Origin of the sequence: Caldisphaera sp. (genome assembly GCF_049974385.1) — an archaeon.
Lineage (GTDB): Archaea > Thermoproteota > Thermoprotei_A > Sulfolobales > Acidilobaceae > Caldisphaera.
Genome location: NZ_JBMFIW010000011.1, coordinates 2,851 through 23,249, shown reverse-complemented (window position 1 = coordinate 23,249; position 20,399 = coordinate 2,851). Strand labels below are relative to the sequence as shown.

The 20,399-nt window shown below is 29.8% G+C and carries 22 protein-coding genes and 1 tRNA gene; 9 read left to right on the top strand and 14 right to left on the bottom strand.

Annotated features, from left to right (window positions below):
- Positions 1-70 precede the first annotated feature (70 nt).
- Positions 71-748 (top strand): HAD family hydrolase, encoded by a 678-nt coding sequence (locus ACP5GV_RS04130; protein WP_428089560.1) that lies wholly within the window; start codon positions 71-73, stop codon positions 746-748.
- Here the strand turns inward: ACP5GV_RS04130 and ACP5GV_RS04125 are convergent.
- From ACP5GV_RS04125 to ACP5GV_RS04110, 4 genes are all read right to left on the bottom strand, one after another.
- Positions 727-1,848 carry a pyridoxal-phosphate dependent enzyme gene (locus ACP5GV_RS04125; RefSeq protein WP_428068902.1) on the bottom strand — a complete coding sequence of 374 codons (1,122 nt, stop codon included), beginning with the start codon at positions 1,846-1,848 and terminating at the stop codon, positions 727-729. The two genes, ACP5GV_RS04130 and ACP5GV_RS04125, sit on opposite strands and share 22 nt — an antisense overlap.
- 66 nt (positions 1,849-1,914) lie before the next feature.
- Entirely contained in the window at positions 1,915-2,457 is a 543-nt protein-coding gene (locus tag ACP5GV_RS04120) for a macro domain-containing protein (RefSeq protein WP_292319037.1), read from the bottom strand.
- 105 nt (positions 2,458-2,562) lie between these two features.
- Positions 2,563-2,895 (bottom strand): hypothetical protein, encoded by a 333-nt coding sequence (locus ACP5GV_RS04115; RefSeq protein ID WP_292319038.1) that lies wholly within the window; start codon positions 2,893-2,895, stop codon positions 2,563-2,565.
- Positions 2,896-2,981: 86 nt separating this feature from the next.
- Positions 2,982-3,275, bottom strand: a complete 294-nt coding sequence (locus ACP5GV_RS04110) for a hypothetical protein (RefSeq protein ID WP_428068905.1) — start codon at positions 3,273-3,275, stop codon at positions 2,982-2,984.
- A 75-nt stretch (positions 3,276-3,350) separates the two neighbouring features.
- Between ACP5GV_RS04110 and ACP5GV_RS04105 the strand changes: the two genes are divergently transcribed.
- A complete protein-coding gene (locus ACP5GV_RS04105) occupies positions 3,351-3,569 on the top strand; it encodes a hypothetical protein (RefSeq protein WP_292319040.1) in 219 nt (72 codons plus the stop codon).
- Between the two features lie 148 nt (positions 3,570-3,717).
- On the opposite strand, the gene ACP5GV_RS04100 is transcribed toward ACP5GV_RS04105, so the two are convergent.
- Together ACP5GV_RS04100 and ACP5GV_RS04095 are read right to left on the bottom strand one after the other, a co-directional pair.
- Positions 3,718-3,930: a hypothetical protein gene (locus ACP5GV_RS04100; RefSeq protein WP_292319041.1), complete on the bottom strand. Its 213-nt coding sequence runs from the start codon at positions 3,928-3,930 to the stop codon at positions 3,718-3,720.
- A gap of 12 nt (positions 3,931-3,942) precedes the next feature.
- Entirely contained in the window at positions 3,943-5,289 is a 1,347-nt protein-coding gene (locus ACP5GV_RS04095; RefSeq protein ID WP_428102410.1) for an acetyl ornithine aminotransferase family protein, read from the bottom strand.
- 62 nt (positions 5,290-5,351) lie between these two features.
- On the opposite strand from ACP5GV_RS04095, the gene ACP5GV_RS04090 reads away from it, so the two are divergent.
- Positions 5,352-5,519, top strand: a complete 168-nt coding sequence (locus tag ACP5GV_RS04090) for a hypothetical protein (protein WP_428068909.1) — start codon at positions 5,352-5,354, stop codon at positions 5,517-5,519.
- 134 nt (positions 5,520-5,653) lie between these two features.
- Here the strand turns inward: ACP5GV_RS04090 and ACP5GV_RS04085 are convergent, their stop codons facing one another.
- Together ACP5GV_RS04085 and ACP5GV_RS04080 are read right to left on the bottom strand one after the other, a co-directional pair.
- Complete coding sequence (locus ACP5GV_RS04085; protein ID WP_428102407.1) at positions 5,654-6,871, bottom strand: sugar phosphate nucleotidyltransferase; 1,218 nt, start codon at positions 6,869-6,871, stop codon at positions 5,654-5,656.
- Positions 6,872-7,089: 218 nt separating this feature from the next.
- The gene (locus tag ACP5GV_RS04080; protein ID WP_428102405.1) at positions 7,090-8,262 is read right to left on the bottom strand and encodes a cation:proton antiporter; all 1,173 of its coding nucleotides are present in this window, start codon (positions 8,260-8,262) and stop codon (positions 7,090-7,092) included.
- 350 nt (positions 8,263-8,612) lie between these two features.
- Here ACP5GV_RS04080 and ACP5GV_RS04075 point away from each other — a divergent pair, with 350 nt between their 5' ends.
- The 4 genes from ACP5GV_RS04075 (at position 8,613) to ACP5GV_RS04060 (ending at position 12,809) form a co-directional block, all read left to right on the top strand.
- Positions 8,613-9,038: an NUDIX hydrolase gene (locus tag ACP5GV_RS04075; protein WP_428068913.1), complete on the top strand. Its 426-nt coding sequence runs from the start codon at positions 8,613-8,615 to the stop codon at positions 9,036-9,038.
- 70 nt (positions 9,039-9,108) lie between these two features.
- Complete coding sequence (locus tag ACP5GV_RS04070; protein WP_428102403.1) at positions 9,109-10,299, top strand: cation diffusion facilitator family transporter; 1,191 nt, start codon at positions 9,109-9,111, stop codon at positions 10,297-10,299.
- A 180-nt stretch (positions 10,300-10,479) separates the two neighbouring features.
- On the top strand, positions 10,480-11,175 hold the full coding sequence (locus ACP5GV_RS04065; RefSeq protein WP_367117875.1) for an ABC transporter ATP-binding protein: 696 nt from the start codon (positions 10,480-10,482) through the stop codon (positions 11,173-11,175).
- Between the two features lie 5 nt (positions 11,176-11,180).
- On the top strand, positions 11,181-12,809 hold the full coding sequence (locus ACP5GV_RS04060) for an ABC transporter permease subunit (protein WP_428102401.1): 1,629 nt from the start codon (positions 11,181-11,183) through the stop codon (positions 12,807-12,809).
- Positions 12,810-12,887: 78 nt separating this feature from the next.
- On the opposite strand, the gene ACP5GV_RS04055 is transcribed toward ACP5GV_RS04060, so the two are convergent.
- Positions 12,888-13,292 carry a NifB/NifX family molybdenum-iron cluster-binding protein gene (locus ACP5GV_RS04055; protein WP_428102399.1) on the bottom strand — a complete coding sequence of 135 codons (405 nt, stop codon included), beginning with the start codon at positions 13,290-13,292 and terminating at the stop codon, positions 12,888-12,890.
- 207 nt (positions 13,293-13,499) lie between these two features.
- On the opposite strand from ACP5GV_RS04055, the gene ACP5GV_RS04050 reads away from it, so the two are divergent.
- Positions 13,500-14,192, top strand: coding sequence for a hypothetical protein (locus tag ACP5GV_RS04050; protein WP_428102397.1), 693 nt, complete (start codon positions 13,500-13,502; stop codon positions 14,190-14,192).
- 55 nt (positions 14,193-14,247) lie between these two features.
- On the opposite strand, the gene ACP5GV_RS04045 is transcribed toward ACP5GV_RS04050, so the two are convergent.
- The 5 genes from ACP5GV_RS04045 to ACP5GV_RS04025 form a co-directional block, all read right to left on the bottom strand.
- Positions 14,248-15,669: a glycoside hydrolase family 57 protein gene (locus tag ACP5GV_RS04045; RefSeq protein WP_428102395.1), complete on the bottom strand. Its 1,422-nt coding sequence runs from the start codon at positions 15,667-15,669 to the stop codon at positions 14,248-14,250.
- A 49-nt stretch (positions 15,670-15,718) separates the two neighbouring features.
- Positions 15,719-17,311 carry a glycogen/starch synthase gene (locus ACP5GV_RS04040; RefSeq protein WP_428068923.1) on the bottom strand — a complete coding sequence of 531 codons (1,593 nt, stop codon included), beginning with the start codon at positions 17,309-17,311 and terminating at the stop codon, positions 15,719-15,721.
- A 32-nt stretch (positions 17,312-17,343) separates the two neighbouring features.
- A complete protein-coding gene (locus ACP5GV_RS04035) occupies positions 17,344-18,123 on the bottom strand; it encodes a hypothetical protein (protein WP_428102393.1) in 780 nt (259 codons plus the stop codon).
- Between the two features lie 16 nt (positions 18,124-18,139).
- A complete protein-coding gene (locus ACP5GV_RS04030; protein ID WP_428102391.1) occupies positions 18,140-18,868 on the bottom strand; it encodes an alanyl-tRNA editing protein AlaX in 729 nt (242 codons plus the stop codon).
- 59 nt (positions 18,869-18,927) lie between these two features.
- Positions 18,928-19,025, bottom strand: a tRNA-Thr gene (locus tag ACP5GV_RS04025).
- Positions 19,026-19,186: 161 nt separating this feature from the next.
- Between ACP5GV_RS04025 and ACP5GV_RS04020 the strand changes: the two genes are divergently transcribed.
- A complete protein-coding gene (locus ACP5GV_RS04020; protein WP_428089539.1) occupies positions 19,187-20,398 on the top strand; it encodes a PLP-dependent aminotransferase family protein in 1,212 nt (403 codons plus the stop codon).
- Position 20,399: the final 1 nt, after the last annotated feature.

Genomic DNA, 20,399 nt, shown 5'->3' with positions numbered 1-20,399 from the left:
ATTTTTATTTCTGTAAAATATAAAATTTGTGTTTATATTTTTCTACTATCGGATACTATAGGGATTGAAATTGAAAGGAGCCGTGTTTGATTTAGATGGAACGCTAGCTAGTACAGCTAAGGCCCACAAAATAGCCTGGGAACTTTCTCTAAAACAATTAGGCTTTAAATTAAAAATAGATATGGAATCTTTATTAGGTAAAAGAGCTATGGATATAGCTCTTTTTTTAATAGAAAAAGCAGGAATAAATGATATTAACCAAAAGAATGAACTTGCAAAAAGGTTATTAGAAATTAAAAGTTCTATTTTTGCACCTTATATTATGAAATACGCTGAACCAATGCCTTGCGCTATACAGCTATTAAATACTCTTAAAAAGAACCAAGTAAAGATACTTATCGTAACTTCATCATTAAAAATTACTGCCTTAAAGGTATTAGAAAAAATTAATATTAATCCAGATATTTTAATATCTGGCGATGATGTTATTAGAGGAAAGCCTGATCCAGAACCTACAATTTTAGCCTTAGAAAAGTCTTCATTAAGACCTGAAGATATAATTTTCGCTGTTGGGGATACCATATATGATATCATTTCATTCAGTGAGGCAAAAATAAAGACAATATATTTAACAAATGGTGATATACGTGTACCAATTGATGAAAGTTTACTTAAAAAATACAATGCTATAAAAATAAATTCTCTGTGTGATATTCTGATGAAACTTCAATCATTGCACTTCCAATAAACTTTTATTTTCCTTTGCCCTTTTAGCATAAAATCTTCACACAATTCACCGCTATTCACCATCATGATAAGTGATTTGTATACGCCTTTCAATGAATACTTTCCTAAATCATTCCAAATTTCATATGCAGTTCTTTTTTTATTATCTGAAAACAAATTTATAATGTCCTTCCTTAACTCTGTATATTTTATTGCATCAGACATATAGATTCTTCTTTTTCCAGTAATAATTGCTATTCCATCACTTTCAATCTTTGCCATGGAATACGCAACTGAGGCTAGAGGCTTTAAGTTTAGACCCTTTTTAGACAAATCAATTATAGATTCCAAAGCATCTTTTGATGAAACCTCAGAAATTTTAATTTTATACTTAGAATAATTTAAAATATCTGGCAAATTTGCATAACGTAACTTAACAGCTATTATTTCATATTCTTTAAAATCGTTTCTTATTTCCTTTAACTCTTGAAATCCTTTAGCTATTGCGTAAACTAAAATACCAGACTGCGCTGGCACATATATTTTGTCTACTTTTGGTTTTGTTTCATAAATTTCATAAGAAATCGTCTTTAATCCTTCAATTGTATATGGATTTTCATAAACTAATCCATATTTATCATTTTTTTCCGTAAATAGTATTTCTGAACCAAGTCTAGCTATAATAATGAGATCTTGTGGATCAGCTTGATCTGGTATTACTTTTACTTTTAATTTTACTCCAGCTTTTCTAGCATAATGTGAAAGGGAAATAGTAAAATCTTCTTCATAAATAGTTTCAATGAAATTATGATTAAATAAAGATAATAATAAAGAGGAAGCTCTGTCAGTATAAACCCCTGTCGGATTATTAGTTTCTAACTTACTCAAAATACCGTTAATCCTTTTTATAGGGGTTAAGCCTTCGTTCATAGTTATAATTTTCCAACTTCTTGGAAGCATACATCTATACCTCCAAATCGATGGAGTATTTGAATTGACAATCCATTTAAAATCATCATAAACTATTTGCATAAGACCTCCACACTTAGGACAAAAGAATGTTTCTTTTTCAGTCTCATAACCACATTTAATGCACTTAAACTTATAGTTCTCACTTTTCAACTCTGTCCCCTTATTTCTAATTTTTGTAAATAGTATAGAGTTAAAATAAAAATAATTTATTTCAAACTATAATTCGTTTATTAAAATAGAGTTTGCATATTTTTCCAGCTCATTATAAAACTCTTTTTCATAAGCTATTAATTTTATCATATCAAAATTATCGTTTTTTTCAATAAATTGTTTTATTTCTTCTAAAAGAATCTTTGCCCCTAAATTATAAGGAATTCCCCCTACTCCAGTCCCCATACCAGGAAAAGCTATAGATTTTATTTTGTTTTCTAATCCTAATCTTAACGCAGCCTTTATGGCTAATCTAACATTGGTTTCTGTCGTAATTTGCCCTGGATATTGCATTGTAGGAGAATGTATAACATATTTTGCTTTTAACTTTCCTGCGCTAGTTAAAACTGCTTTACCAATATCTATTGGAGCATATTTAAGTGCTTCTTCTTCAATTTTATTTCCTCCTTTCCTTTTTATAATTCCTGCAACTCCTCCTCCCATAATTAAATAAGAATTTGCTGGATTAACTATGGCTTCGGTCTCTTCTTGAGTTATGTCGCCTACTTTAATAACAATGACTGTATTGTTTAATTTAAACGAACGCATATATGATACCCAATTTTTTAATCCTAATTGGAGGGAAATAAGATTATTTGAAAATGAGTCTAATTAAATAATAGCAAACTTATCCTTGTAATAGAAATAAATTAATTATAACCCATTTAATTCCTCGACTGCCAATGATTTAACATCATCTAAATTTTCAATTATTTCAGTTAATGTATTGTATTGATCTATCAACATATAGGCAAGATGACCCTTAGATAAATCGTATGATTTCTGATCTAAATAACCATGCTTTACTATAATAGCTTGAGCACCTAATTGTATTATTGCGTCCATTGTTACATCTTTACCTATCTTAAATCCAGGATTTTCATATTGCTCAACAACTTCTTGCTCTTCATCTATAATAGCTAATATTTCGCCTTCATCTAGTGGTTTCAAATTTTGGCCCTCATCATAAACTAACGCTATCCTCATATCTAATGCCCAATTATTTTTGTATTTTAAAAGTATATATATTTAGTTGCAACCTTGAATTTAAATATATAGAATCATGTTAAAAATTACTTATTTTTATTTAATAGTTTTAATGTACTATTCCAGACTCTATCATTTATACTTATGCCCTCTTTTAATGCGCCTTCTTTTATTTTGTTTAGAAATTCAATATAGTTAAGAGATTCTCTTACGGTATTAAGATCAACATTCGCAACTTTTCTTGTGGTAGGATCTAGCAATCTTATTATTTCTTTTATCTTACCATCTTTTCCTTCTATTCTATAAACGTCTAATTGCCTTAAGTTTAATAGCTCAATTAACTTCTTATATTTTGTATATATTTTATTGTTCCCTGTCACTTTCGTTTCACCTTCTTTACCTTTGTTATTCTGACACTCACCAATATAAAAGGTTACCTGAAATCAGGTGATATAATGAAAAAAGAATATCTAAAAGTAACATTAAATTTGAACTTAATAGCAAGAGAATTGAGTAGCTTTAATAAGAAATACATAACTATTAAGGAGTTTTCTAAATACTTTGGTACATCTAATAAAACATCAGGAAAAATACTAAAGAATTTGGAAAAAATGGGTTATGTTAAAAGGTATTCATCATCTGCCTACTTTATTATTGGAAACTCTGCCCAATAATATTGATATTATAGATAATAAAATCCAAAAAAATGAAATTCCCAAATATGCTAGCGAGTTAAACTTAATATATGCTATGATAGATAAAATAAATGATATGATAGATAAAGAAAATGCAATAATGCTAATCAATTTTAATCCATACATTTTATCCATTATTCTTCACTTTCTTAAAGACCATTCTCTTTCTATCATAATTTGGTGTTCTTTCGACTTTAGATTCTCTAACTAGTTCAGATAATGCCATTCTTAGAGGTCTTGAATCTCCTTTCCAATCTAGTAATTTTTTTATCTCATCAAAAGTAAGACCTTCATTTTTTTCTAATAAAAATAAAATTTTATTTTTTATATCTTGATCCAAAATCTTCCCTCTTCAAAGGTTTTTATTTTCCTCCTTTAATATATCTCCAACAATCTCAATAGCTTTAGCAAGTAAGTCTTCTTCTATTACTAATGGCGGAGCTATTCTTATTGATGAAACACCAGAGCCTATTACTAAAACACCACGCTTAAATGATTTCTCAAGAATTCTACCCAATTCTTTTGATGCAGGTTCTTTGGTCTTTTTATTTCTAACAAGTTCCACACCAATCATTAAACCTTTCCCTCTAACATCTCCTATTATTTCTAATTCTTCTTTAAGATCATTAAAGTATTTGATAACCATATCACCAAGCTTTGAAGCTCTTTCTGTTAATTTTTCTTCCTTTATAGTATCTATAACAGCTTCCATAGCTGCCAATGCTATTGGATTTCCTCCAAAAGTATTTGCATGACTTCCTTTCTTCATTGAATCCATAACTTCACTCTTTGCAACTATAGCTCCTAATGGCAATCCTCCGCCTATAGCTTTAGCCATAGCTATAATATCTGGAACTACATTCCAATTCTCAATTGCAAACCATTTTCCTGTCCTAGCAATACCTGATTGAACTTCATCATCAACAAGAAGTATTTTATACTTATCTGCTATTTTTCTTAAACCTGGTAAGAAGTTGTCTGGAGGAACTATATAGCCACCTTCTCCTTGTATTGGTTCAACAAATATTGCAGCAACTTCCGTTGGCTCAACTAACTTAGTAAATATCCAATCTTCAATATAATCTAAAACTGATTGACCACATTCCTTAGGATCATCAGTATTAAAAGGACATCTATATGTATAAGGATATGGTACGTGAACTACTCCTGGAACTAATGGCGCATAATGTTCCCTATAATGTGCTTTGCTTGCAGTTAAAGATAATGAACCCATTGTTCTTCCATGAAATGCCCCTAAAAATGCAATAATATATTGTCTTTTACCTTCATGATAATATCTTGCTATTTTCAAAGCCCCCTCTATGCTTTCAGTTCCACTATTTGTGTAAAATACTCTTCCATTTTTTATTGGAACAACAGACAATAGTTTTTCTGCACTTCTTACAGCCTCTTCATAATAAAAATCGGTTAAAGAATAATGCTGTAACTTTTCTGCTTCACGTTTTATTGCCTCAACAACCTTGGGATGGTTATGGCCTAAAGCCATAACCGCAATGCCAGCATTCATATCCACATACTTATTGCCATCAACATCTTCTACAACAGCTCCATGACCTGTCTTTATAACTAAAGGATACCATCTAACGTATGATTGCATTAACAATTTTTGATCTTTTTCTATTATATTTCTAGCCTCAGGTCCTGGAGGTTCAACTCTTATATCCGGAACTCTTTCCATGAACTCTCACCCTCCTATTAATCTTATATAAGATTAGAACATTATATATATTAGGGGTTAAAATGAACGAGTATGAATTTGAATTAATTGAAGAATATTATTTAAATGGAGAACATAGGTTTAGATTGAAAGAAAAGAAATCTAATCTAATATTCAACGTTTCTGCAGATAATATAAAAGAAGCAGCCAAAAAAGCTAGTCAAATGCTATCAAGTCTAAAAAATCAATAAAATATTTTTAATTAAAGGCTTGAATAAATTAATTTTTGTTAAATTTTTTATTGCTATTAGACTGATATTGCGATATAAAATTTCTATAAAAATTAATTTTTTCAATAAAATTAATCAACTAAAATTATGGCTTTCTATATTATTTTCTTATCAGATATAATAGATTTTGATTCTATAGTTCTATGAGGCCATATACTAGAATTGATTATCTGAGTTTCATCTCCAATTATAACATTGTTGCCTAAATGACTATTAATTATTTTTGCATTCTCTCCTATTTTTACATGCCTTCCAATTATACTTTTTTCTATAATAGCACCATTTTCTATAAGACTTCTATCCATAATAATGGAATTTCTGATTTCATTTTCACCTTTTATTACAGTATAATTATCCACGACAGATGAAAACATTTTTACATTCTCTCCTATTTTTACATGCCTTCCAATTAAATTCTTTCCTTCAAACTCAACTTTATTTGTTGCTATCTTTTCAATTAGTTCTATGTGATCATTTTTTGACCTTTTACTCTTTCCTTGCATATATACATTTTTATATGTGGTTTCTACATCAAGTCTTTCTTTTTCTATATTGTTCAAAAGATAATATGATGCTTCCATAAAACTATCTAAAGTTCCTACATCAAACCAATAACCATTACTAACATAACCCATAACTTTATATTTCTTAAAAATAAGGTATGGTATTACATCCTTTCCAAAATCTCCTTTTCCTTGTTTAAGCATCTCATTAAACTCTGAAGACTTCAAAAATTTAACAAAATCCTTCGATAATACATAAATTCCCGTGTTTACTAGTCTAGAAGGCAACTCTTTAGGATTGCTAGGCTTCTCAATAAAGTTTTCAATTTTCATGTTCTCATCAACTTTTGCTACACCAAATTGCTTTAATTTTTCTGGGTCAGTTATTTCTTTCAATACTATTGTCATAAAGGCTTCGCTAGATTGATGATATTTATATAAATTGTTAACATTAATACTTGCTACCGTGTCACCTTGAATTATTAATACATCGTCAGAAATATCATAATAATCGACCATTATTTTTACCGAGTGAGCATTACCAATACTATCCTCGTTTGGCTGATATCTTATTTTTATTATTTTATTTTCACCTTCAATTTTAATTCTAAATCTTTCTCCAAGATGATCATAAACATCTCTGTAATTATAAAAACCACTTACTCCCAAAAATACCTCATTAATTCCTCTATATGCTAGTTCAGATAATGTAAAATCTATAAGAAAATTATTTAAAAACCTAACCATAGGTTTAGATGTATCAACTGTTAAAGGATAGAGTCTTGTCCCTAAGCCTCCTATGGGTATCAACGCTTTTTTTATTGAAGTGATTATTGCTCACCTGTTATTTATTATATCAAAAAGCCCTTATATTCTAATTCTTCTATTCCTGCATATATTTTTAAAACAATATTATTTGTTTTTATTCAAAAATAAAATGTATTAATTCATAAAAATTTTTAAACAATATCTAATGTTTTGTAATAGGAATTTCCATTAATTTATTATAAATTATTTTTTATTTAATATTATTTAATATAATGATATATATTATTAAAAATCAAAGCACCTATAATCGATGTAAGCAGCGACATTAAAACTATAGACGAGAACTCAACATTATTCAATATAGAATAGGTTAATCCTACATTAGCCACTACTAATCCTATTTCACCTCTTGGTATCATACCTGTTGAAATTGCAAAACTTGATTTATGATTTTTAGTGGTAATAAATGCAAAAGGATAGATCCCGAAAATCTTAAAAACTATAGCTATAGCAGTCAAATAAAGGCTTAAAAATACCCCTAAAAACGATAGATTAATCAAATTGACCTCTAAACCTACAACAACAAAAAATATTGATCCAAATATGCTTAACAAATCATCTATATTTTTTCTTAAAATTGTAACCTTTTTGCTTTCTGCCATCGATACTCCAGCAATATAGGCAGCTATTATTGGAGAAAAACCTAGGGTAGTCATAATTGCTGTCAAACCGAAAATGGTTACTAAAGAGGCTTCAAAAGCATATTTATCATTAATCTTATTAAATATTTTAGGTATTATAAAAACAGATGTAGCAAATATAATACCCCATGCAATACTGTAAAAAAACACAATCCTTATTATGTGAGCATAGCTAAAACCTCCTAACGTACTTATTGCCAATGCAACTGATAAAATAATTAGTGAAATTACATCATCAAATGCCCCAGCAGTTAAAATAAAATCTATTCCTTTTCCTTTCAAATTCAATTCTTTGATCAATGATGAAACAACTGCAAGGCTTGTGGCACCTAAAGCAGATCCCATAATTATAGCTACATTAAAAGCGACAAAAAATTTTAATAAAAATGTACCAAAAATAAACGGCACAGTTGCACCAAAAATAGCCCCCATTATTCCCCATATGCCAGATGATTTTAATGATAATATGCCAGATTCTAATCCGCTTGAATATATAAGCAAAATTACTGAAAATTCTGAAAATAAAAGCACATAGTTATTAATGCTGAAGAGATTTATGTTAATGATTTTATTTATAAAACCCCCAATTAAAAAGGGAGATATTAGGATACCTATCAAAAGTTCACCTACAACCTTAGGAAACCTGTATTTAACTGATATACTCCCCATCAACGCAGCAAACAACATTATTAACGATATTTCAAGTAGAGCTATTAGTACTTCACTAAGCATTTATTTTCCCCAAAAAAAATTAAATTCCTTGTAAATATAAGCTTTTGTAAGCTATTAAAATATTAAATATTTTACGATGTTTACAAAAATTCTAACTTTTCGAATAAAAATTTAACTTAGAGCTAATTAGCAAATTCATTTAAAATTATTTTTAAAAAATTATTAAAATATTGTTTCAAATCTAAATAAATCCTTAAACATTTATTAAAATATTGAAAACATTTAGTTTTCTTTAATTTTATTTATTCGTTTACTTATAAACAGACAACAAAAATAGCAATAAAGTTTTAACGTAAAATAGAAGAGAATAGATTAAGTTCACTAAAACTTCTTTCTTATTGGTGAAAAATATGAAAAAATGTATTGTCTCAGGTGGTATACTTATTGAAAAGGATAAAGTTTTGCTTATTTATCATGAAAAACTTAATAAGTGGTTATATCCTGGAGGTCATGTAGAACCTAACGAAACACCCAGAGAAGCCGCTATTAGAGAATTTAAAGAAGAAACAGGTTTAAATGTTGAAGTTATAGGTGAGAAAAATAATTTATCATCAGAAGATGCCATAGAAGAACCAAAACCTATAGCAATAATGTATGAAACTGTTAAATATCCCAATGAAACACATATGCATTATGATCTAATATTTTTAGTTAAATTTATAGACGGAGAACTTAAAAATGGAAGATGGTTTGATAAAAACGAAATAGATTCTATCGATACTTATGAAAACGTTAAAAAAATATTAAAGTTCGCCTTCAAATTTCAAAATGTTTAGGCTATATTAAAAATGTTATAATTTAAATCCTTATTTACATATTTAATCTCAAAGGAAAAATAAAAATTATATGGGAGGGCCAAAACTATTGGTTAGCTTTACTGAAGGTAAGAAAAGATCATTCATAGCAGCCTTAATATACATAATCCTAGCTATATCAAAAATTTTACTGGGTATAACTTTTGCTAGCTTGATAATATTTGCTGATGGAATACACAATATAGCTGATTCTTTAACCGGATTTGTTGTATATATTGGCCTATTCTTTGCGGAAAAATATCCTTCCGATAAATACCCTTTTGGTTTGTATAAAGCCGAAAACCTAGCCTCTTTGTTTGTTGCTGTAGCAATAGCCTATGCTGGATTTGATATAATCATGCAATCCGTTTTCACAAAAGAAGGTAAAATTAGTATGCCAATGTTATTAATTAGTGTAGAATTGGTATCAGCATTAGTAACATATTGGTTGACGAGATATTTGCTCTCTACTCCTGGAATCAAATTAGATGCAATTAATGCAGAAGGAGTACATTCATTACAAGATGCTTTAACTAGTATTGCAGTAATAATAGGAATAATTGGTGAATGGTTTAACATAATTTATCTACCTGAAATAATAGGCATTGGCATTGGAGGATATATCTTGTTACAGTCATATCAAATCGGTAAGGATTCTGTTCTTACATTGTTAGATAGAGGAGATGAGAAAGCAACAGAAAATATAAGAAAAATTGTATTAAGCATAGAGAATGTTATTGGAGTCCATGAAATAAAAGTTAGAAAAGCTGGCCCATTCCTATTTGTTGCCATGCATCTAGAAGCGCCACCAGCTTTTAGTGTTAAAGATGCGGATAAGCTGGCAGATATAGTTGAGGAGAAATTAAGAAAAGAAATACCATCATTATTATACGTTTCAATTCACATTGAACCTGGTTCATATACAGGAAAGTGGAAGCTAGCTATATTTGAAGATGAAAACAGCATGGTAGCAGATAGCATAGAAAAAATTAAAAGAATTAAAATCCTGAGCACACCAGATATGAATATAGAATCGATAATAGATAACATTAATCTAGCAAGAGGAAATGTTAGTAACGTTTCACAAATGTTAAGAGATAAAGGAGTTAATGCAATTATATATGCTGGTAATGAGAGTTTGCTAGCATTAAAGGCATATGGGATAGAAGTTTATTACACTAACGAAAAAGACGAAAAGGAAGCAATTAATTTATTCAGAGAAGGAAAACTTGTTTCTAAATAACTTAAAGAAGACTCACGTTTTAAATATAAAATGCATTAAATGATTTATTTAATTATATGTTCTTAGGATTAGAAATTTAAACCCAGAACCATTTGTTTCAAAAGGCAAAAACAGAGGGGCGGATGAGTTGGAACAGTTTTAGAAGCTATTGATGTTGCGTTTGCATATAACAATCGTACTATATTCAATCATATAAACTTAGAGGTAAGAGAAAATCAAATAGTTTCTATAATTGGTCCCTCTGGGGTTGGAAAATCAACCTTGCTTAGAGTCTTAGGAGGATTTTTAAAACCAACGGAAGGAAATATCTATTTACTTAAACAAAAAATAACTAAACCAACTCCAAAAATAATGCTAGTACATCAATCAATAGTAACCTTTCCCTGGATGACTGCCCTTGAAAATGTAATGCTTGGTCTAAAGCATAGAAATCTGCCTAGAAACACTGCTAGAGAAATAGCTAAGCAAATGTTGGAGACTGTTGGTTTGGAAGGATTTGAAAATTTTTATCCTAAAGAACTTAGCGGTGGTATGAGACAAAGGGTTGCTATAGCAAGAGCATTAGCAGCAGACCCTCTTATTTTACTTATGGATGAACCTTTCGCTCATTTAGACGAATTAACGGCAGAATCTCTTAGAAAGGAGCTCTATGATATCCTTTTCAATGTAAATACTACTCTTAAGGGAGTTGTTCTAGTTTCACATAATTTAAATGAAGTTGTTGAATTATCTGATTTTGTTTATATTATAAATGGACGTCCTGCTACAGTTATAGGTAAAGTTAAAATAGATTTGGACAGACCAAGAAATCCAAGAGATCCTAAGTTTTTTGAATATACTGACATGCTTTACGATTATACTATTCCATCAAGGTAGAGATAATGAACATCTATGAATTAATCATATTAGCGACATTAGCTTCTACTGGGAGAGTATTTGGATTAATTTTATTATCAATAGTTACAGGCTGGATTTTTGGGTATATTTCAATAAAGAGTAAATTGTTTGAAAGCATATATATAGGTTTAAACGAGATATTAGAATCGGTTCCTGTCATTTCATTTTTCCCTGTTGTCTTGGTATTCTTTATATATCATATTGGCGGCTATATAGGGGCTGAATTGTCGGCAGACTTCTTAATTTTTACAGCAGTTGTTTGGAATATTTGGATGGCCATCTATCAAGCTTTTAAAACAGTTCCATTACCGATGCTAGAGGCTATCGAAAATCTAAGGATGGGTTTAATTGATAAACTTAGGAATTTATACATACCATTCTCGATACCCAGAATTGCTGCAAATTTGATACCTTCATTTACCGATGGCTTTTTCTATATTACAGTAAGTGAGGTATTTATTGTTGGCACAACATCATTTCATGTCTTCGGTATTGGTTCGCTAATTGTAAATCTAATAAATAGTAATTCTCTAAAACTAGTTTATTTTTCATTGATAATCCTAGGTATTGTAGTTGCTATAACAATTTTTGGTCTAAGAGAATTTGCAAAGCATGCAGTCGCAAAGTATTCATTAGAGAGCGAAATACCTATACCAAGATATAATAGACCTAAGTATTTAGCAAAGTTTTATTCCCCATTAACAACTCCTGCTAGAAGAATAGGTAACATTACCACCAGATATTTATCTTCTCCCATGAGAAGAACGATAAGATTAAAGAAATTAGAAGAAGAAAAAGAAAGCGGAAACTTAATTTATAGAATTTTAGGTGCTATAGTAGGTTTAGCTATCCTGTCTTTGCTAATATATGGGGTCTTTAGTATATTAATATCAACAACGTACAAACTTTGGATTTATTTACTAAATAACTCATTGTACATATTAATAAATTTAGCATATGATTATATAAGAGTAAGTTTAATTGCCGTAATTTCTTTTCTAATTTCCCTATTTGCTGCTTATTATTTAGCGTTGCATAAAAAAGCCGAAGCAATAGCAATTCCAGTTATTCAGGTTGTTGCCGCATATCCTCCTCCCGTTTATTTTCCAATAATTTATGCAGCAACTTATGCGATAATAGTAAGATTTTTAAACTATTTATCTGTTGAATTTTTTGTATTATTACTGGGATTTTTAAGTACATTTTATTATATATTTTATGCATTATGGCTTGGAATAAAGGCAATACCTCAGGAATATTGGGAGGTCATGGATAATTTTAATTTAAGTTATTGGCAAAAAATGAGGTATATTATACTTCCGTCAACGTTTCCATATATGATCAGTGGTCTTACATCTACAATAAACAGTGCATGGGGAGGATTAATGATAGGCGAATATTGGCTTAATTTAAATGGTCACAATTTAGAGGTAAGACATGGATTAATGAAATTAATAGATATTTGGACATATGAAGGTAACATTACATTAGCTGCTTGGGCCTCATTTTTGTTTGGCATAGTTGTTATAATATTTGCTATATTATTCACTAAAAGAATGATGGATTTAGCCAAGGAAAAATATGTTATGGAAGAAGGAATATTTGCTGCATAATCCAAGAAATAATAATTGCTAAATTTTATTAAAACGATCAAAAGATTTCAATATTTAAAATATTGATTACAACTTTTGTTATGTTTTAATATATTGCTTAATATATTCGTTTATCAAATTATCAGGATCAACGTCGTATGCAATAATTATTGTTTTGTTTAAAGACCTAAACGCTGATACCATTCTAGGACCCATACCCGCCGTTATAATTACATCGACGTCTTTAATCGCATTTAAAATATCTAAATGTCTCCTTGCTTCTTCAGGTGAAGTTTCATTATCATTTTCATGTCCATGATGATGTTTACGATGGCCATGAAAATCTTCCGCATAACTTCTTTTCCTGAACTCTTTATTAATAACTTTATTACTCGATAAATCCACATGATAAACTAAAAAGCCAAGAGATCTTCCAAAATGATCAGACATAGTTTCCCCATCATCTGAAGGTATAGCTATTTTTATTATTTTTCCTTGATCCAATCATATTCACCTACATAAATAATTTATCTATTTCAAATTATAAACTTTAGTATTTATGATGCATCAATATTAAACACAGTTAGTTTATCATTTTTAGTCTAATTTTGATATATGAAAATTTCGTTAAATTTTAGACTATTTCAAATATATGAAAATATATATAAAATTATAAGAAAAAGGTTTTGCAAATAGCCAATAGGGTTTAAATTGAGATGGCTAGAGATTAATTTAGAGATAAAAAACAATGATCCTGAAATGATAAGAAAGGTTTTTGCAAATTTTGTCTACTTTTTAGTGAAGGATTTTAAAGAGATATCTAGCAAAAAAGGTTCATGGCATTATATCTGGGAATCTATTCCATGGACAAGTACATTAAGGATAAGGTTTTATAATAGTAACGATATCATTGAAAAAATGAAGCAGAAATTTGAAACAGAATATGATAATTTTAATAAATCAAATCCAGATATACTAGGACAATATATTTATGGAAATAATGGTGAGGAAGGAGAAGAATATGAAGGTGAAGCAAACTATTACGGAACTAGAGGATGGAAATTAGTTATGAAAATGCTTGAATTTGGCTCAGAAGTAGCACTTGAACTTATAAAAAATAAAGATTTACTAGAAAGTGACCAATATTCTGGCTCTTATCCCGGCAGTATAGATCTATATGCAGATAGGTATGTTCATTTATTTTTAAATCAACTTAATTATTTCATAAAAGAAAGTGAATTTCTTATGAAGCAGCTCCCATTTAGGTATTACATAGAAAAAAACGGAATGACCCCCCAAGAAGCATTTTTAGTAGAAACTGATATCATGATCAAAAACTATTTAGAGAAAATCTCTAGCAAATATAATCAAAGGCGTATGACGTTAATGCGTAAAGAGGACTAATTTAAATATTCATGGAAAAACTTTCTAAATTTAATATCTAAAAATTTTATAATTGTTAATTTTTAATAATATTGGGACATTTTCTTAAAACCTCATCTACATTTCTTATCATAAGTGTATCCAATAGCCATCTGTTAATGTCTTCTCTATGTTTTTCCGCATAATTCTTTGGTAAATTTTTAGTTATTTTTAAAAATTCCGATAAAGAACATGCTCTACCTAAATTTTTACCATTATCGTTAAAATAAAAACATAGCTCATCGGGTAATACCATATACCTTAGAAAATCACACAATTTCTCATTAACCTCCTCTTTAATCTTTAACCCGAGCAGATCTAACGCTGTTATAAATGAATGAAAGGCTTTCTCATATCCTCCCATAGGGTTAAAATAATTATGTACATCTCCCGTTGGACCGTATTTTGTTGCCATATAATATAAATGATCACTAATAGTTAATTTCCTATATGTATCTAATATTTTACCTCCAAGAGCTTTTGAATAATAATAAAGCCTCCTAAGAGAATTAAATGCATCCCTTTGCAAAGGATTTCCTAACCATGCACTTAAATCTCTTTCATCTGCCCAACTAATTGTTCTCCATGGAGGTACATCATAATAATCCTGAGCTTCTTTTGCTTCACTAATATTTGCAAATTTTAAATGATTAAATTTTAATATTTCTTTTGGTAAATAATCTAAAAATTCGTATATGCCTGTAGAAGGATTATGATGTTCTCCAAAGGTTTCATAATCTATTGCTATTAGCAAAAAATCTCCAGGGGTTGAATTAATCCAATAAGAATACTTTTCCGCTGTCAAAGGGTATTCCTCCCAGTTTTTATTGCTAAACCTAAAACCTATATCATCGCTTAGCCTGTAATTTCTGAGAACAATTTTATGATCGCATAATGGATTCTTATATATTTTATTTGATGATCTACCGTTTAATATATAATCGACTCCTTCAGTAACTACAACTTCGTATCCCATGTCTTTTAAAAAACAACCTATGTCATTATTGTATATAAATTCTGTGTTTTCTGCAGATTTCGGTTTATAACCTATATCTTCTTGGATTGAATCTGCTTGCATCTTTATTTGATCATAAAATTCTTTTTTGTCAATAAACCATGATAATGAATGATAATAAGTTTGAGCCAAAAATTCCACTCTTTCTGAGCTAGCTAAGTCCTGGAATAGTTTAATCACATCCTTGTTGCTTTCTTTAAGTTGTTCTAATAAAACCCCTGATATGCTAAAGTTAACTTTAAATCCATTATATTTTTCTATATTATTTTTTATAATTTTTGTTGCGTATCTATAAGTTTTTTCTATAACTCTATTCAATATTACTTTGTTATTGTGATTATCAAAAATATCATTTAAATTATTAGGTATCGAAGTTGGTGGAAAATCATGCAACTTCTTTAGCCTAATTGGCTGATGCATTTCAAATAATAAAGCTATATCCAAGGCATGCACCTTGTTTAATAATGTTATTAAGAATTAAAATTTATTTATGTTATAACGTTCTATAATAAGACATTATTCTTGCCTTTTCATAGCATGATTTTAACTGCTCAATTTGGTTATCAATCCTAAAATTTTTATCAACCTTATTTATTGCATTAATTCTAATTTCTTCAGGAAGCATATTATTTTTTAAAACAAAATCCCTAATTGAGTCTATAGGTATGTTATTAAAATTCTCAAACCACATTAGATTTGCAAAAGATTCCATGGCTAATCCAAGCTCATAAGTATCTTCAGGTTTAACGAGTATACCATTGCCTTTGCCACCTCTAATATCATCAATTATTTCTTTTAATCCGCCTACTGAATTAGCTATGACAGGAGTCCCTTGAGATAATGACTCTATAGCAACTAATCCAAAAGGCTCCCATCTTGAAGGCATTACCAAAGATGCGGAAACTCTAAATAATGCTTTGTAAGCATCTTCGTTGATTTTAGTTGTAGTTATTATTGCTCTTCCTTTTCTTTCTTCCAACAAATGTTTAATGTATTGTTCATAGCCGTAATCTCCTACTGATACTCCAAGTATAACCAGATTTACTGAGGGTGCATAGTCCAAGGCCCTTATAGCCAAATCTATTCCTTTCTGAGATGTAAGCCTTCCTACAACCAGCATTATAGCCTTAGAGGAATCATATATATCATAGCCAGTCCAACTTGAATTTCTAATATATTCCTTGATAATATCCCATGCAATTTCTTTTCCGACAAAACCATACTTTTCTTGAATCCATTTTTCAACTTTTTTTATATCCCAATCTGTTGTATTATATACAACACATGACTTTCCTTCGATCCAATCACCATATCTAGAAAAAAGCTCTTCCCTTAAATAAGATCTGCTCACTGTTGAAATATAATCTGATACATAAACACCAAAAGCTTCTACATTACCATTTAACTGATTCCAAAGTTTTTCATATTGTATTGGTTCATGTTTAGAAACCCTCCATATTTTATGATAGTTGTTATCTAAACCTGCCCACTTGTCTGACGCGTAATGCCAGGGAAAATTAGGGGAACCTGATAAATGTATAGTATAAACCAATGGTACTGAAATGCCTCTTTTTTCAAGCTCATCTCTCAACGCAACTCCAGGTAATACTGTATGCCAATCATTTATATGGATTAAATCGGCTGGATTTTCATGCCATGCCAATATTTTTACTGATCTTGTAAGCAATGCTGATTTTTCTTCTACATTAGAATAAACATTCCATGAATCGAAAATTATTCCAGTAGAATAATCAAGCCCTTTAAATAATATTATTTTAATTCCATTAATATTAGCTTCTTCGGCTCCAATACAATAACTATAATTCTTCCCATCCAAACCAATCCTTTCGCCGCAAGCTGTAAAATTTAATGGAGTAAAGTTATATTTTGATCTAATCGATAAATCCAAATGTCTACCATGAGATGGCATTATAATTGTTACATCTATTCCTTCTTTACTTAATGCTTTTGAAAATTGATATACTGCCTCGCCCAAACCACCTACTTTAACTATAGGAGAATATTCGAACGTTATTATCCAAACCTTTCTAATTTTTCTAGGCGCGATCAGTTTATAATTTTGCAATTCTTTTCCCCTTAATTTGTGATTAGTATAGCTTAAAAGAATTGTATAGGATAAATGGGACTCTTAAATGGATTATTCATTGTTTTAGGTAAGCAACCAAGGATATATGTTCTCAAATTATTCTTAAATCTAAATTGTATCTTCCTAATTCCAGTAATTCTAGTAAATATGTTTCCAGCTATAAGCCACAATCTATCCCAATATTTCCTTCCAGTTCTTGCAGAATTATGTTTTATCTTAGGGCATCTCACTCTTACATAATTTTCTCCTAAAATATAAGGAGTATGACCATATCTAGCGAATACAATTTTTATATCTTTAATTTTATCCACATTATACTCACATAAATCATAATGAACTCTGGCATATGCCATTAATAAATTATATTTGTCTTTTTTCTTGTTAAAAATAAATGTAATGGGTTCTAATTCACTTTTTCCGTCTCCAGATTTAAAGGAAAACGAAAACCAATTATATAATGTTAAAGAATATAGTCTAAGACTATTGCCATTTGATAATATTGAAGGCCAAACATAAACTGCCACATCATTATCAGGATTTACGTTTAAAGGTAATTGATATTCTAAATTATATTCAAATATCAATTTATTAAACAAGTCTGAAGCTAATTTTTTCAAGTCTAAAATATAATTTATTATATTCTCTTTTGCAACCCCCCTTTCTATTTGATCCTTTAATTCACTTAAACATGTAGGAATGTAACCCTTTGCATCATTATTATTTTTATAATTCTTAATACATTCATCTATAAGCTTTTTTGCCCAAAGCTCATCATTTTTTTCTTTATTCATTGAAATCATTACTTAATCATCCTACCGTATAATATATTCTTTTCTTTACTTTACCTCTATTCTCAACGTTAATAACTTTTATCTTGCCTATTTCACATGTATTTTTAACATGAGGACCTCCATCGGCTTGAATATCAATGCCTGTTATTTCGACTATTCTAAACTTGTCCACACTAGGAGGCATCTTTTCTGCAAGCTTAATAATCCCAGGAATCTTTAATGCTTCTTCTCTTGGCAACCAATATACCTTAACTTCAACACATTTTTGAATTAAATTATTGCTTTCTTCCACAGCATCTAGTAATGCTTTCTTCCAATCACTTACATTAGTTAAGTCGAAGTCATCTTTGGCTGACTCATAATCTATATGACCACCTGTTATCTTAGTTCCATATTTGCTATACATAACAGAAGAAAGTATATGGCTAGCAGTATGTAATTTCATCATAGTATATCTTTTTTCCCAGTCTATATAACCTTTTATTTCATCACCTATTGAAATATTATTAGTGTTTTCCAAATAATGAGCTACCTCATCATTTTCCTCCATTTTAACGTCTATAACTTTAATCTTATAACCATTCTTTTTTAATTCAATAAAACCTGCGTCTGCCGCTAATCCTCCAAAAGGGCCCGGATGAAATGCTGTTTGATCAAAATAAACTTTGTTTCCATCAATTTTCGTAACTTTCCCTTCAAATTCTTTCATATATGAATCTATTTGAAATAACAGTTTTGTGGCCATTTTCTTACCTCAACTTAAGTACTATATTACAAAAATAAAACGTTTACCATTTTATAAAGAGCCGCCGGCGGGACTTGAACCCGCGACCACTGGCTTTCCCTGCGATTTCGGTCTTGCACATACGAGGCCAGCGCTCTACCTACTGAGCTACGGCGGCCCATTCTGATCTTATTATTAAAACTGCTTTAATCTTTTACTGAAATGGGTCAGTTTTCTGTATCCCACTATGTGTTCATTATATATAGTTTATATAAAATGTTTTACTAATCATTAATAGATTTAAATCTTTTCTTACCTATTAACTTTGGTGCAAAAAAGTTGGTAGATTACTCAGGTAAAATATCTTATAGATCACAATCTTTGAAGCCTTCTGAAATCAGAGAAATCCTAACATTAACAGAAGGTAAAAATATAATAAGCTTAGCCGGAGGCTTACCTGGACCAGAAGTTTTTCCAAAACAGCAGCTAGCAGATATAGCAAAAAGAGTTCTTGAAGATTTAGGAGATAATGCATTACAATACTCACCAACTTTAGGTGTTACACCATTTAGAAATGCCGTTGCATCATTTGCACTTTCAAAAGGGGTTAAGGTTAACGAAGATGATAGAGTTGCAGTAACAACTGGAAGCCAAGAAGCAATATATTTAATTGGTTTATCATTAATTGATCCAGGAGATAATATTATAGTTGAGGCACCAACATACCTTGCAGCACTAAATGCTTTTAGATTCTTTGGTGCTAACTTCATTTCAATACCACTAGATGAAGATGGAATGAAGGTTGAAATGATAGAAAGGGAAATTAAAAAAGCAAAGGATTCAGGGAAAAAAATAAAAGCTATATATACAGTTGCAACTAGTCATAACCCTACTGGAGTTATTATGAGCGATGATAGAAGAAAGCAATTAATAGAAATTGCAAATAAATATGACATCTTAGTTATAGAAGATGATCCGTATGGATTCTTTGTATTTGATACTGATAAAAGGTTTACTAGTTTGAAAACATTAGATAGTGAAGGTAGAGTAATTTACATGGGCACTTTTAGTAAAATACTTGCACCTGGTCTAAGATTAGGATATATGATTGCTCCAAGACAATTTACAAGAACTGTTGAACTTGCTAAACAAATAGTTGATCTTCATTCATCCACCTTGTCTCAATATATTGCTATGTATGCTATTAAGGAAGGCGTAGTTGATGAAACAATAGAAAATGCTAGGAAAGTTTATAGAAAGAAAAGGGATGTACTTATAGAATCTTTGGAAGAATACATGCCAAGCGGTTCAGAATGGTACAAACCTAAAGGAGGCCTTTTTGCTTTTGTGTATTTACCTAAAGAAGTAGATACTACTGAAATGCTTCCAAAGGCTATTGAAAGAGGAGTAGCATACGTTCCTGGAAGAAACTTCTTTGCAGATGGAAGCGGTTCAAATGCTATGAGAGTTAACTTTAGTTATCCAAGCATAGATAAACTTAAAGAAGGAATTAAAATAATTGGAGAAACTGCAAAAGAAATTATAAAGTAAT

Excerpts from the sequence above, each read along its gene's own strand:
- ACP5GV_RS04120 (WP_292319037.1), bottom strand. The coding sequence starts at position 2,457 with ATGCGTTCGTTTAAATTAAACAATACAGTCATTGTTATTAAAGTAGGC.
- ACP5GV_RS04115 (WP_292319038.1), bottom strand. The coding sequence starts at position 2,895 with ATGAGGATAGCGTTAGTTTATGATGAGGGCCAAAATTTGAAACCACTA.
- ACP5GV_RS04105 (WP_292319040.1), top strand. The coding sequence starts at position 3,351 with ATGAAAAAAGAATATCTAAAAGTAACATTAAATTTGAACTTAATAGCA.
- ACP5GV_RS04095 (WP_428102410.1), bottom strand. The coding sequence starts at position 5,289 with ATGGAAAGAGTTCCGGATATAAGAGTTGAACCTCCAGGACCTGAGGCT.
- ACP5GV_RS04090 (WP_428068909.1), top strand. The coding sequence starts at position 5,352 with ATGAACGAGTATGAATTTGAATTAATTGAAGAATATTATTTAAATGGA.
- ACP5GV_RS04080 (WP_428102405.1), bottom strand. The coding sequence starts at position 8,262 with ATGCTTAGTGAAGTACTAATAGCTCTACTTGAAATATCGTTAATAATG.
- ACP5GV_RS04075 (WP_428068913.1), top strand. The coding sequence starts at position 8,613 with ATGAAAAAATGTATTGTCTCAGGTGGTATACTTATTGAAAAGGATAAA.
- ACP5GV_RS04070 (WP_428102403.1), top strand. The coding sequence starts at position 9,109 with ATGGGAGGGCCAAAACTATTGGTTAGCTTTACTGAAGGTAAGAAAAGA.
- ACP5GV_RS04060 (WP_428102401.1), top strand. The coding sequence starts at position 11,181 with ATGAACATCTATGAATTAATCATATTAGCGACATTAGCTTCTACTGGG.
- ACP5GV_RS04035 (WP_428102393.1), bottom strand. The coding sequence starts at position 18,123 with ATGAATAAAGAAAAAAATGATGAGCTTTGGGCAAAAAAGCTTATAGAT.
- ACP5GV_RS04030 (WP_428102391.1), bottom strand. The coding sequence starts at position 18,868 with ATGGCCACAAAACTGTTATTTCAAATAGATTCATATATGAAAGAATTT.